This window comes from Saccharopolyspora hattusasensis, assembly GCF_050972075.1.
Classification (GTDB): domain Bacteria; phylum Actinomycetota; class Actinomycetes; order Mycobacteriales; family Pseudonocardiaceae; genus Saccharopolyspora; species Saccharopolyspora hattusasensis.
In genome coordinates this window covers 2,322,228-2,337,312 of the sequence record NZ_JBPCDC010000001.1, presented here as the reverse complement: position 1 = coordinate 2,337,312, position 15,085 = coordinate 2,322,228, and the positions used below count along the sequence as shown (strand labels likewise).

At 70.5% G+C, this 15,085-nt stretch carries 14 protein-coding genes; 8 read left to right on the top strand and 6 right to left on the bottom strand.

The window, feature by feature from the left end; translation table 11 throughout:
* Nucleotides 1-161: 161 nt before the first annotated feature.
* From ACRXBZ_RS10255 to ACRXBZ_RS10245, 3 genes are read left to right on the top strand one after another with little or no spacing between them, the layout of a single operon-like run.
* Nucleotides 162-428 carry a sarcosine oxidase subunit delta gene (locus ACRXBZ_RS10255; protein ID WP_433878903.1) on the top strand — a complete coding sequence of 89 codons (267 nt, stop codon included), beginning with the start codon at nucleotides 162-164 and terminating at the stop codon, nucleotides 426-428.
* Entirely contained in the window at nucleotides 425-3,259 is a 2,835-nt protein-coding gene (locus tag ACRXBZ_RS10250) for a 2Fe-2S iron-sulfur cluster-binding protein (RefSeq protein ID WP_433878902.1), read from the top strand. Before ACRXBZ_RS10255 ends, ACRXBZ_RS10250 begins: the two co-directional genes overlap by 4 nt.
* Nucleotides 3,246-3,875: a sarcosine oxidase subunit gamma gene (locus tag ACRXBZ_RS10245; protein ID WP_433878901.1), complete on the top strand. Its 630-nt coding sequence runs from the start codon at nucleotides 3,246-3,248 to the stop codon at nucleotides 3,873-3,875. The genes ACRXBZ_RS10250 and ACRXBZ_RS10245 overlap by 14 nt, the downstream gene beginning before the upstream one ends.
* A gap of 36 nt (nucleotides 3,876-3,911) precedes the next feature.
* Here ACRXBZ_RS10245 and ACRXBZ_RS10240 read toward each other — a convergent pair whose 3' ends face one another.
* Nucleotides 3,912-5,099: an NAD(P)/FAD-dependent oxidoreductase gene (locus ACRXBZ_RS10240; protein ID WP_433878900.1), complete on the bottom strand. Its 1,188-nt coding sequence runs from the start codon at nucleotides 5,097-5,099 to the stop codon at nucleotides 3,912-3,914.
* Between the two features lie 219 nt (nucleotides 5,100-5,318).
* Between ACRXBZ_RS10240 and ACRXBZ_RS10235 the strand changes: the two genes are divergently transcribed.
* Nucleotides 5,319-6,062, top strand: coding sequence for an IclR family transcriptional regulator (locus ACRXBZ_RS10235; RefSeq protein ID WP_168584671.1), 744 nt, complete (start codon nucleotides 5,319-5,321; stop codon nucleotides 6,060-6,062).
* Nucleotides 6,063-6,369: 307 nt separating this feature from the next.
* Here ACRXBZ_RS10235 and ACRXBZ_RS10230 read toward each other — a convergent pair whose 3' ends face one another.
* Nucleotides 6,370-7,935: a Na+/H+ antiporter gene (locus tag ACRXBZ_RS10230; protein ID WP_168584670.1), complete on the bottom strand. Its 1,566-nt coding sequence runs from the start codon at nucleotides 7,933-7,935 to the stop codon at nucleotides 6,370-6,372.
* Between the two features lie 104 nt (nucleotides 7,936-8,039).
* Between ACRXBZ_RS10230 and ACRXBZ_RS10225 the strand changes: the two genes are divergently transcribed.
* Complete coding sequence (locus tag ACRXBZ_RS10225) at nucleotides 8,040-8,309, top strand: UBP-type zinc finger domain-containing protein (protein ID WP_433878899.1); 270 nt, start codon at nucleotides 8,040-8,042, stop codon at nucleotides 8,307-8,309.
* A gap of 65 nt (nucleotides 8,310-8,374) precedes the next feature.
* Here ACRXBZ_RS10225 and ACRXBZ_RS10220 read toward each other — a convergent pair whose 3' ends face one another.
* Together ACRXBZ_RS10220 and ACRXBZ_RS10215 are read right to left on the bottom strand one after the other, a co-directional pair.
* Complete coding sequence (locus tag ACRXBZ_RS10220) at nucleotides 8,375-9,874, bottom strand: amino acid permease (protein WP_433878898.1); 1,500 nt, start codon at nucleotides 9,872-9,874, stop codon at nucleotides 8,375-8,377.
* A gap of 217 nt (nucleotides 9,875-10,091) precedes the next feature.
* Entirely contained in the window at nucleotides 10,092-10,499 is a 408-nt protein-coding gene (locus ACRXBZ_RS10215; RefSeq protein WP_433878897.1) for a hypothetical protein, read from the bottom strand.
* A 405-nt stretch (nucleotides 10,500-10,904) separates the two neighbouring features.
* Between ACRXBZ_RS10215 and ACRXBZ_RS10210 the strand changes: the two genes are divergently transcribed.
* The gene (locus ACRXBZ_RS10210; RefSeq protein WP_433878896.1) at nucleotides 10,905-11,324 is read left to right on the top strand and encodes a hypothetical protein; all 420 of its coding nucleotides are present in this window, start codon (nucleotides 10,905-10,907) and stop codon (nucleotides 11,322-11,324) included.
* On the opposite strand, the gene ACRXBZ_RS10205 is transcribed toward ACRXBZ_RS10210, so the two are convergent.
* Both ACRXBZ_RS10205 and ACRXBZ_RS10200 read right to left on the bottom strand, forming a co-directional pair.
* On the bottom strand, nucleotides 11,272-12,051 hold the full coding sequence (locus ACRXBZ_RS10205) for a cupin domain-containing protein (RefSeq protein ID WP_433878895.1): 780 nt from the start codon (nucleotides 12,049-12,051) through the stop codon (nucleotides 11,272-11,274). The genes ACRXBZ_RS10210 and ACRXBZ_RS10205 overlap by 53 nt on opposite strands.
* Before the next feature lie 217 nt (nucleotides 12,052-12,268).
* On the bottom strand, nucleotides 12,269-13,315 hold the full coding sequence (locus ACRXBZ_RS10200; protein ID WP_433878894.1) for an LLM class F420-dependent oxidoreductase: 1,047 nt from the start codon (nucleotides 13,313-13,315) through the stop codon (nucleotides 12,269-12,271).
* 250 nt (nucleotides 13,316-13,565) lie between these two features.
* On the opposite strand from ACRXBZ_RS10200, the gene ACRXBZ_RS10195 reads away from it, so the two are divergent.
* Nucleotides 13,566-14,531, top strand: coding sequence for a Ppx/GppA phosphatase family protein (locus ACRXBZ_RS10195; protein ID WP_433878893.1), 966 nt, complete (start codon nucleotides 13,566-13,568; stop codon nucleotides 14,529-14,531).
* A 114-nt stretch (nucleotides 14,532-14,645) separates the two neighbouring features.
* Entirely contained in the window at nucleotides 14,646-15,035 is a 390-nt protein-coding gene (locus ACRXBZ_RS10190) for a phage holin family protein (protein ID WP_190822645.1), read from the top strand.
* Nucleotides 15,036-15,085: the final 50 nt, after the last annotated feature.

Below are 15,085 nucleotides of genomic sequence, written 5' to 3'. Positions count from 1 at the left end.
CCCACTGAGGAGGTCGCCCACTGAGGAGGTCGCCCACAGAGGAGGTCGCCCACAGAGGAGGTCGCCCGGTCCCCAGTTTTCCGCAAGTTCCATTGAAATCGGATCTTCGATTTCAATGGAAATTGCGGACCCAAAGATCTTGATCAGGTTTGGAGTCCCTGATGCTGCTGATCCATTGCCCCTGGTGCGGGGATCGGGATGAGACGGAGTTCCACTACGGCGGCCAGGCCCACGTCGACTACCCGGACAACCCGGACGACATGGGGGACGCCGACTGGGCCGGGTACCTGTTCCTGCGCGACAACCCGCGCGGGTTGTTCCACGAGCGCTGGTCGCACACCGCTGGCTGCCGGCGCTGGTTCAACGTCGTCCGCGACACCGCGACCAACGAGATCCACCCCGAGACCGCCGGAAAGGTGGCGCCATGACACGCCTCGGCACGGGCGGTCGCATCGACCGGACCCGAACGCTGCGGTTCACCTTCGACGGCATCGAACTCACCGGGCACCCCGGCGACACGCTCGCCTCCGCGCTGCTGGCCAGCGGCCGGATCGAGGTCGGCCCGTCGATCTACCGGGACCGGCCGCGCGGCATCGTCACGGCCGACTGCACCGAACCGAACGCGCTCGTGCAGGTGCTGGGTGGCAGGCCGGAGCCGCTGGTGCCCGCCACGCAGCTGGAGCTCTACGACGGCTTGCAGGTCGCGAGCCTTTCCGGCGTCGGCTGGCTCAGCGACGCGCCGGATTCCGCGGTCCACGACAAGAAGTACGTGCACGCCGACGTCGTCGTGGTCGGTGCCGGGCCCGCCGGGATCGCCGCCGCGCTCGCCGCCGGGCGCGGCGGCGCGCGGGTGGTGCTGGTCGAGCAGGGCCGCGAGCTCGGCGGGTCGCTGCTCGACGGCGGCGAGCTCATCGACGGCCGTCCCGCGAGCGAGTGGATCTCGCGCGCGGCAAGGGAATTCGTCGACTCACCGGAGGTGCGGGTGCTGACCCGCGCCACCGCCGTGGGCCACTACGACCACAACTACCTGCTCGTCGCCGAGAACCGGGGCGACCGCAAGCGGCTGTGGCACGTGCGCGCCCAGCGGGTCGTGCTGGCCACCGGCGCGCACGAGCGGCCGATGGTATTCGCCGACAACGATCGGCCCGGCATCATGCTCGCCTCGGCGGTTCGCAGCTACCTCAAGCGCTTCGCGGTGCTGCCGGGCCGGGCGGCCGTCGTGGTCACCACCTCCGACAGCGCCTACCTGACCGCCCTCGACCTGGCCGCCGCAGGTGGGCACGTCCGCGCCGTCGTCGACACCCGGCCGCAACCGCCGCAGCGGCTCGTCGAGCAAGCCCGCTCGCTGGGCGCGCAGGTGTTCACCGGCTCGGCCGTCATCGGCACGGCGGGGGACCGGCGGGTGTCGTCCGCGCGGATCGCCGGGATCGACGACGAGGGGCTGCTCACCGGCACGCCGGTGGACGTCGACTGCGACCTGCTGGCGGTCTGCGGCGGCTGGAGCCCCGCCGTGCACCTGTTCAGCCAGGCCGGCGGCGAGGTGCGCTGGGACCAGCTGGTGTCCGCGTTCGTGCCGGTGCAGAAAACGGGGCTGCCCAAGGTGATCGGGGCCGCCCGCGGCACCTACGACCTGGCCGGATGCCTCGCCCAGGGCTTGGCGGCCGGGGCCGAGGCGGCGACCGCGAGCGGCTTCCGGGTCGCCGCGCCGCCCGTGCCGCCGGTGACCGGCGACCGGCCGGTCGCCCAGCCGCGCCCGCTGTGGCTGGTCCCTGCGGAGTCCGGTGACCCGGCACAGTGGACAGATCACTTCGTTGACCTGCAACGGGATTCCACGGTCGCCGACGTGTGGCGCGCGGTCGGCGCGGGGATGCGCTCGGTCGAACACGTCAAGCGCTACACCACCATCAGCACCGGCAGCGACCAGGGCAAGACCGCCGCGGTCAACGCCATCGGCGTCATCGCCGCCGCGCTGCTGGCCGAATCGCCGGGTGCGGTTGGCACCACGACGTTCCGGCCGCCCTACACGCCGGTGTCGTTCGCGCTGCTGGCCGGGCGCGACCGGGGCCGGTTGCACGACCCGGTGCGGACCACGCCGATGCACTCCTGGCACGTCGCGCACGGCGCGGAGTTCGAGAACGTCGGCCAGTGGAAGCGGCCCTGGTACTACCCGCGCCCGGGCGAGGACATGGCCGCCGCGGTGCGCCGCGAATGCCTGGCGGCGCGCACCGGGGTGGCGATGCAGGACGCCACCACGCTCGGCAAGATCGAGATCGTCGGCCCGGACGCACCGGAGTTCCTGAACCGGATCTACACCAACGCCTTCGCCAAGCTCCCGGTCGGCAAGGCCCGCTACGGCGTCATGTGCAGGGCCGACGGGATGGTCCTCGACGACGGTGTGTCGATGCGGCTGGCCGAGGACCGCTACCTGATGAGCACCACGACCGGCAACGCGGCGGCGGTGCTGGAGTGGCTGGAGGAGTGGCTGCAAACGGAGTGGCCGCACCTGGCGGTGCACTGCACCTCAGTGACCGAGCAGTGGGCCGCGGTGGCGGTGGTCGGGCCGGACTCCCGCGAAGTGGTGGGCCGCGTGGCACCGGACCTGGACGTCTCGGCCGAGGCCTTCCCGTTCATGGAGTTCCGGGAAACCGTGCTGGGCAACGGGATTCCGGCCAGGATCTCCCGCATCTCGTTCTCCGGCGAGCTGGCCTTCGAGATCAATGCGGCCGCCTGGTACGGCATGGCGGTGTGGGAGGCGGTGCACGAGGCCGGCCAGGACTTCGGCATCACGCCCTACGGCACCGAAACCATGCACGTGCTGCGGGCCGAGAAGGGGTTCGTGATCGTCGGGCAGGACACCGACGGCACCGTGACCCCGCACGACCTGGGCATGGACTGGGTGGTTTCGAAGCGCAAGGACTTCGTCGGCAAGCGCTCGTTCGCCCGCCCCGACACCGCGCGCGCCGACCGCAAGCAGCTGGTCGGGCTGCTGCCGGTGGACCCGGCGGAGCTGCTGCCGGAGGGCGCGCACCTGGTGGAGCCCGGCATCCCGCTGGAGCCGCCGGTGCCGATGCTCGGGCACGTCACCTCCAGCTACCGCAGCGCGATCCTGGACCGGACGTTCGCGATGGCGTTGGTGCGCAACGGACAGCAGCGCATCGGCGAGGTGCTGCACGTGCCGGTAGACGGCCGGTCGATCCCGGTCGAGGTGACCCAACCGGTGTTCTACGACGTGGAAGGAGCCCGCCGTGACGGTCGCTAGCCCCGCCCACTCCCGGGTCGGTGCCCTGTCCCTGCGCCGCAGCCCGCTGGCCGACCGCGCGGCGGAGCTCGCCGCGCACGGCGCCGGCGGTCCGCTCGGTGTCCGGCTGGCCGAAGAGACGTTCCTGACCCAGGTGAACCTGCGGGTGCACCCGGGCAGCCCGGCGGTGGCGCGCATCGAGCACGCCCTGGACCTGGCGCTCCCGCATCAGGAACCGAACCTGGTCTCGGGCGACGAGAACGGCGCGGCGCTGTGGCTCGGCCCGGACGAATGGCTCCTGGTCGCCCCGGACGGCCACGCGGACCGGCTGGTCGGCTCGGTCCGAAGCGCCCTGTCGGACTCCTTGGGATCCACAGTGGACGTGTCGGCGAACCGGACGACGTTGCGCCTCTCCGGCCCGGCGGCCCGCGAGGTCCTGGAGAAGATCTGCTCGCTGGACCTGCACCCGCGCGCCTTCACTCCGGGCCGCTGCGCCCAGACCCTCCTCGGCCGAACCCAAGCGATCCTCTGGCAACTCGACCCGGAACCCACCTACCGGATCCTCGTCCGCGGTTCCTTCGCCGACTACCTGGCGGACTTGCTCCTCGACGCCATGCGGGAGTTCGCCGCGCCCTGACGGTGAGCGCGTTCCTCAAGAGCTGACCGCGGCGGATCAGCGGCGCGACAGGACCGGCGCCGACAGGGACGCGACGAGGCGGCGGCGGTGGACCGCGAACTGCTTGAGGCTGTTCATCGCGAACACCGCGATCGTCCGGCCGCCGCGCTGGTAGGTCGCGACGAAGCGGCGGGCCTTCAACGAGCCGTCCACCACCGTGATCCGGTCCTTCGGCCCGGCGTAGCCGGCGAACTGCAGCGTCGAATCGTACTGCCGCGACCAGAAGTGCGGCACTCCCGCGTAGGTGTCGACGGTCTGCCCGGCGAGCAGGTTGCGCACCGCGACCGGCGGCTGGTTCATCGCCGTCGACCAGTGGTCGCTGCGCACGGTGCGCGACCAGTGCACCGGCTGGTACCGGGCGATGTCGCCCACCGCCACCACGTTCGGCAGCGAGGTCGCGCACCCGGAGTCGGTCACGACGCCGTCGCGGAGCTTCAGCCCGGAGCCGCGCAGCCAACGGGTGGCGGGCTCGGCGCCGACCTCGACGACCACCGCATCGGCCGGGATAACCCGGCCATCGGCGAGCTCCACGCCGGTGACCCGGCCCTCCGCGAGAACGCGCGTTGCGGGCGTCCCGCACCGCACCCGCACCCCGTAATCCTCGTGCTGCGCGAAGCAAAGCGGCGCCAGCTCGATGCCCAGGGTGCGCGCCAGCGGCAGGTGCTGGGCGTCGACGAGTGTCACCTCGGCGCCCAGGGATCGGCAGGTCGAGGCGATCTCGGTGCCGATGAGCCCGCCACCGACGACCACAACCCGCGCCCCGGCGCGGATATCGCCGCGCAGCGCCAACGCGTCGTCGACGGTCCGCAGCCGGTGGCAGCCGGGGGCTTCCGCGGTGCCCGGCAGGCTCAGGCGGGCCGACCCGGTGGCCAGCACGACGCCGTCGGCGCGGACCTCGCTGCCGTCGGCGAGCACCACCGCGCCGCGCCTGGTGTCCAGCCGCGCCGCCGGAACCCCCAACCGCCACTCCGCGGCGAGGTCGGCTTCCTCCTGCTCGCTGCCCAGCGCGAGCTCCTCCAGCTGCAGCTTCCCGGCCAGGAACTCCTTGGACAGCGGCGGCCTGTCGTACGGGCGGTGCGGTTCCGCCCCGATGATCACCAGCCGCCCGTCGAAGCCCTGTTCGCGCAGCTCCTGCGCGGCGCGCCAGCCCGCCACCGACGAGCCGACGACTGCGACCGTGTTCATGCCTCGACCGCGGCCGGTGCGGTGGCCCCGATGAATGACAACAAGCCAACCTCCGTTGCACAATGAGGAACACCGCGTAGCATGTGCAACAAATCTGACCCTTTTGTTGCGACAACGTCAAGAGGGACAACGGATGGTTCCGATATGTGCACCTCGAACGGATACGGTTGACCGGTGGGTAGCGCAGCTGAGTCACGCGGAAGGAGTTCTGGCGCTCTTGTGCAGTCCGTCGATCGGGCTGTGACCGTCTTGGAACTGCTGGCGCGCAACGGAGAAGCCGGTATCACCGAGATCGCCGGGGAGCTGGGAGTGCACAAGTCGACGGCCTCCCGGCTGGTGAGCGTGCTGGAAGCACGAGGCTTGGTGGAGCAGTTGGGGGAGCGCGGCAAGTACGCGATCGGCTTCGGCATCGTGCGGCTGGCCGGGGCGGCGACCGAGCGAATGGACCTGCCGAGGCTGGGCCGTCCGTTCTGCGAGTCGCTCGCCGCGGACCTGGGCGAGACGGTCAACATCGCGATCCGGGACAACGACGTCGCCATCAACATCAGCCAGGCCCGCGGCACCGCCGCCGTAACGGCGCACAACTGGGTCGGGCAGCGCACCCCGCTGCACGCGACGTCCAGCGGCAAGGTGCTGCTGGCGTACGCGCCGCAGGAGGACCAGGAGGAACTTCTCGTCAGGCCGCTGGAGCGGTACACAACGCGAACTGTCACCAATGCCGGCGAGTTGCGCAAGGACTTCGAGCTGATCGCCCGCGACGGCTATGCGACGAGCTACGAGGAATTGGAGCTCGGGCTCAATGCCGCGGCGGTCGCGGTCTACAACCACGAGGGCGATGTGATCGCCGCGCTCAGCGCCTCGGGCCCGTCCTACCGCTTCTCCCGCAAGCGCATGCGCGAAGTCGTGGGCGCGATGCGCATCGCCGCCAAGGAACTCTCGTCCCAACTCGGCTTTCTGGCCTAGGACGTGTTTTATAAGCGGCGGCAGCCGCTTGCGGTGTGGGACTCAACTGGCACCGCCGCGGGGTCTCAGGGGCTGTGCCCGCCGAAGGGCTCTCGGCGAGGCCAGTCCCCGACGTGGTGAATTGGCATTCATGATGTCGGGGATCCCGCAGCGAGAAGGCCTCTGAGGTTCCGCTACCCGCACCCCTACGCAAACCACTTTCGAAACAGGCCTTAGCGGCGTGGCCCGAACCGGGAAGTGCCCACGTGCCGGTTCGGCTGAGGTTCCGCTACCCGCGCCGCCACGCAAAATGAGCCGGATATTCGTTTTACTCGCGGGAGAGCCAGAGTTCTTCTAGGTCGAGCTGGTGCATGACGCGGCGCAGGACCTCGTCGTCGATGCGGCGGTTGTCGCGGAACTGGACGAAGACCGCCCGCTCCGCGGCCAGCATCTCGCCCCGCAGGCGGCGGTACGCCGCAGTCGGGCTCTCGCCGACTTCGTCGGCCGACCGGCCCAGCCGCTCCCACGCCTGGTTGCTGCGCTGCTGCGCAGAGCGGCGCAGGCGCTCCGCGACGTCGCCGGGCGGCTCGGCTTCCGCGGTGAGTTCGTCGAGCCGCTCCCGCCCGGCGCGGGCCGCGTTGTGCTGGGCTTCGGCCTCGGCGAGCGCGTCGGTGTAGTCCTCGGTGCCCCGCACCCCGAAGAAGCCGATGAGCCAGGGAAGCGTCGTGCCGTGCAGCAGCAGCGTCGCCAGCGTCACGAAGAACGTCAGGAACAGGACCTCGTCGCGGTGCGGGAACGGCGCACCGGTCAGCGTCACCGTGGGGATCGCGGAGGCGGCGGCCAACGACACCACGCCCCGCATCCCCGCCCACGACACGATCACCTTGAGCCGCCAGTCCGGGCTGCGGCGGCGGAGCAGTTCCGGCAGGTACATCACCAGGAAAACCCATGCGCCGCGCGCGAGCACCACCCCGGCGGTGAGCGCGAGCCCGGCGGCGACGAGCGGCCCGAAGTCGGTCGACACGCTCTCCGCGACGCTGCGCAGCTGCAGGCCGATCAACGCGAACACGACCGCTTCGAGCAGCGTGTCCGCCGCGTTCCACACCGCCCGGTCCTGCAGCCGCGTCGCGGCGCTGCCGGACGGCGAGCGATGCCCCAGGTACAGCCCGGCCACCACGACGGCCAGCACCCCGGAGGCGTGCACCTCCTCGGCGAGCAGGTAGGCGAAGAACGGCACGATCAGTCCTACCGCGCTTTCCAGCATGTCGTCGCGCAGCAGCCGCCGGACCCGGTGCACCACCCAGCCGATGACGTAGCCGATCACCACGCCGCCGACCGCGGCCAGCAGGAACATGCCGACCCCGGTCAGCAGGGAATAGCCGGTGCCGATCGCGGCGGCCACGGCCACCCGGTAGGCGGTCAGCGCGGTGGCGTCGTTGACCAGGCTCTCGCCGCTTAGCACCGTCATGATCTTGCGCGGCAGCCCCAGCCGGCGGCCGATCGAGGTGGCCGCGACCGCGTCCGGCGGCGCGATGACCGCGCCGAGCACCAGCGCCACGCTCAGCGGCATGCCCGGCACCAGCCACCAGGCGATCACCCCGGCGACGGCCGTGCTGAACAGCACCAACCCGAACGCGAGCAGCCCGATCGGCCGCAGGTTGGCGCGAATCCCGATGGTGGAGCTGTTCAGCGCGGCCGAGTACAGCAGCGGCGGCAAGATCAGCAGCAGCACCACGTTCGGATCGATGGTGTAGTCCGGCACGCCGGGTATGGACGACACGGCCAGGCCCACCACGACGAGCGCCAGCGGCGCGGAGAACCCGATCCGGCGGGCGAGGGCGGTCACGGCGAGCGCCCCGGCGAGCAGGGCCATCAACGCGGGTAGGTCGTGCATGCTCTCTCCGGTCAACGTCTGCGGATGCCGCAGCCGATGGTTACGTTCGAAAGCACATTGTCGTTCGAGCCTCAGACCGCGCGCTCACCACCTGGAGGTTCCGAATGTCCGGCAGTTGTGCGCACTTGCAGGCCGCGGCCGACCGCAAGCCTGTGCCCAGTCGCGAGGACGGCTGCGAGGACTGCCTCGCGGCCGGCCTGCACGTGTGGGCGCACCTGCGGGTCTGCACGCAGTGCGGGCACGTGGGGTGCTGCGACTCCAGCCCGAACCGGCACGCCACGGCCCACTTCCACCAGACCGCCCACCCGGTCATCCGCTCCTTCGAACCGGGCGAGTCCTGGAGCTGGTGCTACCTGGACGAACAGCTCGGGTGAGCCGGGCTCGTGAGTGGTCGTTCCGGGAAGAACCGGTCTTGAACCGGAACGACCACTCACGAGACTCAGGCCTCGTCGGCGCCCTCCCCGACGGTCTCGCTCTTGCCGAGCCTGCTGTTCTTCCTGCTGTACATGAAGTAGACGACCAAACCGATCAGCATCCAGATGCCGAACCGGATCCAGGTCCAGCCGACGAGGTTCAGCATCAGGTACAGGCAGGCGGCCGCAGCCAGGATCGGGACCACCGGCACCCACGGCACCCGGAAGGCCCGCGGCAGGTCCGGCCGGGTGCGGCGCAGCACCAGGACGCCGATGGACACCAGGACGAACGCGAACAGGGTGCCGATGTTGGTCATCTCGGCGAGCACGTTGATCGGCGTCAGCGAGGCGACGGCCGCCACGACGATCCCGGTGATCACCGTGATCCGGTAAGGCGTGCGGAACCTCGGGTGCACCTTGGCGAACCACACCGGCAGCAGGCCGTCCCGGCTCATCGCGAAGCCGACCCGGGCCTGACCCAGCATCAGGATGAGGATCACCGTGGTCAGCCCGGCGATCGCGCCCAGCGAGACCAGCCCGGCCGCCCACGACGCGCCGATCGCCTGGAACGCGGTGGCCATCGGCGCCGCGGTGTCCAGCTGGTCGTACTTGACGATGCCGGTCATCACCAGGGACACCAGCACGTACAGGATCGAGCAGATGGCCAGCGAGCCGAGGATGCCGATCGGCATGTCGCGCTGCGGCCGGCGGGTCTCCTCCGCGCCGCTGGCGACGATGTCGAAGCCGATGTAGGCGAAGAACACGAGCGCGGCACCCGCCACCAGGCCGCTGAGCCCGAACGAGCCGGTCTGCCCGAAGATCGCGTTGACCAGCGGTTCCTCCAGCGCCGCCCCGGCGGCACCGGGCGCCGCGGGCTGGTGCGGTGGGATGAACGGGCTCCAGTTGGCGGCCTTGATGAAGAACGCGCCGAAGATGATGAAGAACAGCACCACGGCGAGCTTGATCGCCACGACCACGTTGGTCACCGAAGCACTCAGCCGGATGCCGACCACCAGGACCCCGGTCAGGATCAGCGCGATGATCGCGCCGGGGAGGTTCACCACGCCCCCGGCTCCCGGGGCGGCGGTGAGCGCCTCGGGCAGCCCCAGTCCGATCGAGTTGAGCGCCGCGACGAAGTATCGTGACCAGCCCACCGACACCGTGGAAGCGCCGACGACGAACTCCAGCATCAGGTCCCAGCCGATGATCCAGGCCAGGAACTCGCCCATCGACGCGTAGGAGAACGTGTACGCCGAGCCGGCCACCGGCACGACCGAGGCGAACTCGGCGTAGCACAGCGCCGCCAGACCGCACGCGATGCCGGAGAAGACGAACGAGATCGCGATGCCCGGCCCGGCGTCGGTGGCCGCGGCCACGCCGGTGAGCACGAAGATGCCGGTGCCGATGATCGCGCCGATGCCAATGCCCAGCAGGTCCACCGCGCGCAGCACGCGGCGCAGGCGGAATTCCGGGGCTTCGGCATCGCGGATGGACTGTTCGACCGATTTGACACGCATGATTGACATGAGTGACCTCCCCACCCGAGTGCCACGGTGGGCCTGTTGGCCCGCTCGCGCTGCATCCGCGTACCTTAGGACAGGATTGTGTCTCAAATCACTCCGGGCAAGGCGGCGCGGCGCTCCGTGGGGCGGCCGTGATCAGCACGGCCGCGGCGGCGCGGGCGCTGCGGGCCGGTCCGGGGCTGCCGCCGACGGCTGCTGTAGACGCCAGCTCGCCGAGCGATCAGTTCTGGCGGCCCGGCGGGTTGGTGCTCCTCCCGAGCTCGTTGAGCGCGTCGAGCGCCGAGGTCTTGGTCTCCTGGTCGATGGCCTTGCCGGCGTCGGGGGACGGCTGGAGCAAGGTGTCCGACGACGGTGCCGCCACGGGTTCGAGATCGGGTCGGGTGCGTTCGCGAGGCCGTTGCGGCTGTTGCGGCCGCGGTCGGGAACGCGGCGGCGCGGGCGGCTGCTCGGCGCGGATGTAGAGGGCTTCCAACACCAGCACGATGATCCCGACGACCAGCGCGCCGATCGCCAGCCGCAGGCTGCTCGGGTCACCGCCGAACCACCACAGCCAGCCCGCGACCCCGCAGGCGGCGCCGGCTGCGATCGCCAGCAGATGGAACAGCAGATGGACGGCGTAACCCCTCACGGCCCGACAACCTCCCCTGAAATCGCGGTCCGTCGACGATTCCGGTTGCGAGCACCGGACCTCTGCGGAACACGCGCGCCGTTCGCGGCGGGTTGCCCGGGCATGCGCCGGGTCACGCGGTTGCGTGCCGGAAGTGGTCGGACCGAATCCGATGGTAGCTGCGGATCAGCGCGGTTTGCCCGATCAAGACCAGTACGCCCGATCACAGCACGGCGCAACCTGATCTGATCACTTTTCACCTGTTCGGGCGAGCAGCGCCGTTAGCGCCCGGCGGTCATGAGAGTCACGAATTACGGTGAATCCCCAGGGCCACAGCGAAACCGGCATTGGTGCGGTGCCGGTTCGCGCCGACGGCAAAAGTCGCGCGGAAGTGGTGGTCCGCTGCGTTTCGGGGGGGTGGTGCCGGTGATCAATTCACTGGCTGGGTTCGCATTGGCGGCCACGGTCGGCATCGGGGCGATCATCGGAATGTTGATCGCGATGTCCTGGGTGGAGCGGAGGATGCTCGGGTCCGGCGTGCCGCGCCGCGAATCCGTGCACGGCCGACATCGCGAAACCAGCAGGCTCGTCGCCGAATACCGGCAGCAGCGCGCCGTTCTCGGTGCGCGCCCGCGAATCCGGCGCAACGTTCCGGTGCTCTTCACCGTGGTCACGGCGTTGCTCGCCCGCTGCTCCGCCGGAAACGCGGTGCGGATGCCGGCCCGGCGCATGGCGGCGGCCGGTGGGCCGGGCGCGATGCGCCGCCCCGGACCCCGGCACTCGTTCGACCGGCCTACCGGACGCGGAAGTCGGCGAAGTCGAAACCGGGCGAAACTACGCAGCTGACCAGCGTTTCCACGGTCGCCGCCGCGTACGCGCGCTGCCAGGTGCCGGCCGGGACGACCGCCTGCGGCGCCTGACCGGCACCCGCGCCGAGCACCACCTGCTCGGGTTCGGCGACCGGGTTCGGCCCGTCCCCGCCTAGCGAAAGCGTCAGCGGCCCGCCCCGGTGCCACAGCCACAGCTCGTCGGAAGCGACGGTGTGCCATGCGGATTGCTGTCCGGGCGGGAGCAGGAAGTAGATCATCGTGGCGGTCGGCCGCAGGCCACCGTTGTGCTCGATCCCGGCCGGGCTGGCCCAGGTCCGCCGGTACCAGCCGCCCTCCGGATGCGGCAGCAGGTCGAACTCCTCGGCGGTGCGGCTGCGCGTCTCCAAGCTCAGGAACCGGCCCGCGACATCGCGCCGCGCGTAGCGGACGCCGATCACCGATTCCCGCTCCAGCGGCCCGTACACGTGCGGGAACAGCGCGTCCGCCGGCACGCCTTCGGGAGGCGTCGGGTTCGCCGCCTCCCATCGCACCGGCGCGGACAGCTTCGCCGGGTCCAGCTCCAGCGCGATCATCGGTTCGGTCTCGTCGCGGTAGAGGGTGTTCGCCACGGCGAGCGTCGTGCGCAAGTCCGGGGAGCAGTGCACGAACCCCTCGGTGTCGAGGCTCGCGGCGCGGATCGGGGAATCGCGGTCGGCGTGGAACGTGTTCAGCGGCAACAGGTGCAGCAGCGTCGATCCAGTCACCCCGACAGTCTCTCCTGATTGGTTGGGTCGACGCGATCTACCACCCGCGTTGCTCCGACGTAACCAGCTGATAGTGCAAATGGGGCACTGAGGCGGCGACACACATCACGGGCATACCAACCAGTCGGCTGAATTTGATCTTGGTCTCCAGTCGCCAAAGCCGGCGGGAGTCTGTCGATGACTGCTGCTCGGAGGTGCCCTTCAACGTTCGTGCCGATCAGACGTCGGCGGCGAGCTGCTTGACCTGCTCGATGAGCTTGGCGCGGCCGGCCGCGTCGCCCGCCAGCGGCGTGACGTTGAGGGTCGTGACCCCGGACTCCTTCAGCGCCGCCAGCCGCTCCTTGACGTGGCCCACCGGGCCCACGAGCGACGTCTTCTCCAGCAGCTCGCGGGGAACCGCCGCGGCGGCCTCCTCCTTCTTGCTGCTGAGGTAGAGGTCCTGGATCAGCTCGGCCTCCGCCTCGAAGCCGTAGCGGCGGGCCAGGTTGTTGTAGAAGTTCTTGCCCTTCGCGCCCATCCCGCCGACGTAGAGCGCCAGGTACGGCCGCGCGAAGTCCAGCAGGTCGTCGAGGCCTTCGCCGATGGCCAGCGGTGCCTGGGCGACCACGTCCAGCGGCGGCAGCGACGCGTCGCGCTTCGCCTTGCCAGCCGCCAGCGGCTCGCCCCACACCTCGGCCGCCCGCTCCGGCAGGTAGAAGATCGGCTCCCAGGACTCGGCGATCTCGGCGACCAGCTCGACGTTCTTCGGACCGATCGCGGCGATCATGATCGGGATCCGGTCGCGCACCGGGTGGTTGATGAGCTTCAGCGGCTTGCCCAGCCCGGTGCCCCGGTCGGCGGGCAGCGGGATGCTGTAGTGCCTGCCCTCGTGCTGCACCTTCTCGCGGCGCCAGACCTGCCGGCAGATGTCGACGATCTCGCGGGTGCGGCCCAGCGGCGCGTGGTAGGGCACCCCGTGGAAGCCCTCGATGACCTGCGGTCCGGACGCGCCGATGCCGAGCGTGAAGCGGCCGTCGGAGACGAAGTCCATGCCCGCCGCGGTCATCGCGGTCAGCGTCGGCGTGCGAGTGTAGATCTGCAGGATGCCGGAGGCGATCTCCAGGCGTTCGGTGCGGGCGGCGATGAAGCCCATCTGGCTCACCGCGTCGAACGAGTAGGCCTCCGGGACGTACACAATGTCCAGCCCGGCCTTCTCGTAGGTGGCCAGGTCGTCGACGGTCTCCTTGAAACCTCCGCTGTAGTTCAGCGGCATCCCGATGCGCATGGGCCGAACCTTTCCGGTCTGTGGCAGCGGCGATGCCGGGGCGTCGGCCGCGCCGCCGAGAGTGTCCCGAGGTTACCGCCGGGTAAACGTCGCCGGGAGTCTCACTAGGACCCCAATTTGTGACACACATCTCAAGAAAACCCCGGTGTAGCGGGATTTTCGGTCGAAATGACCCCGACAATGGGGACATGCCGTCCATCGAGTCCACCGCGCCGCTCCACGAGCCGCGTGGCGCGCGGGTGGTCGCGGCATGAAGTTGGCTCTGCTGGACATCGGGTCCACCGCTGCGCGCCTGGAGATCGTCGACCTCGACCGGTCCCGCATGCCGCGCGCCGACTGGAGCGTGAAGGCCCGGACCAGGCTCGCCGAGCACACCGGGGCGGACGGACTTGTCACCGAGGCAGGCGTCGAGTTCGCGGTTCGGGCGGTGCAGCACTGCGTGCACGCGGCCGCGGATCAGCGCCCCGACGCGCTGGTCGCTTACGGCACCTCGGCGGTGCGGGACGCGGCCAACGGCGCGGAACTGCGGCAGCGGCTCAGCGATGCGGCCGGGGAGCGGATCGGCGTGCTCAGCCCGCGCGACGAAGCCGCCGTCACCTACCACGCCGCCCGGCGCTGGCATGGCCGTTGCGGCCCGACGCTGACCACAGTGGACATCGGCGGCGGCACCATCGACGTGGCCACCGGCATCGGCGGCGAGCCCTCCGACGTGGTCTCGCTGCCGTTCGGCGCGGCCCGGCTGACCAGGCAGTACTTGCCGGACGACCCGCCGCGGTCGAGGCACGTCGACAAGCTCGTCGCGGCGGTCCGCGGCACCATCCCGTCCTCGCTGCGCACCTTCGCCGACCGCGACCTCGGGCACCCGGTGGCGCTGTCCAAGGTGCTGCGCCAGCTCGCGGTGCTCACCGAAAGCTCGCCGGGCAAGGTGGCCCGCCACCCCGACCGGCTGTCCCGCGCGAAGCTCCGCCCCTGGATCCCGAAGCTCGCCGAGCTGGACCAGAAGCAGCGGGCGGCGCTGCCCGGCGTGTCGCGCAGCCGCGCCCGCCGCATCCTGGCCGGCGCCATCGTCGCCGAGCTGATCCTGCGCACCATCGGCGTGGACGAGCTGGAGATCTGCCCGTGGGGGCTGCGCGAAGGCCTGGTCTTCCGGTTCGCCGAAGCGCACGACGACACCGACGGCGACGCTCTCCAGCTGGTGGCCACGCTCTTCAGCTGACCCTGAGATCACCCCGGGATCACCCGGAGATCGCACCGCGCTGTGAGCGCAGCACCCCTGGACGCCGGTAGCGTCTGATGTTCGTGGCGGACACCCGCAGGGAGGGGACGCGTAGTGGCACTTCTGCTGCACATCCTGATCACCATGGTGGCGGTGTGGATCACCACCGCGCTGCCCGGGATCACCCTGGAAGGCGAGGACACCACGGCGAAAATCCTCACGCTGCTGGCGGTGTCGGTGATCTTCGGCATCGTCAACGTGGTGCTCAAGCCGATCGCCAAGACGCTGGGCTGCCTGCTCTACCTGCTGACTCTCGGATTGTTCGGCCTGGTGGTCAACGCGCTGCTGTTCTGGCTGACCAGCTACCTGGCCGGGGAGCTCCGCCTGCCGTTCCACGTCGACGGCTTCTGGCCGGCGTTCTGGGGCGCGCTGATAGTCACGATCGTCAGCAGCGCGCTGGCCGGCATCGTGCGCCGCACCAGGCCGCGGGTGGAGGAACGCTGACGTTGGAGTGGACCGCTGCCAAAACGCAGCGAACCGGGCGGCGCGCCGGA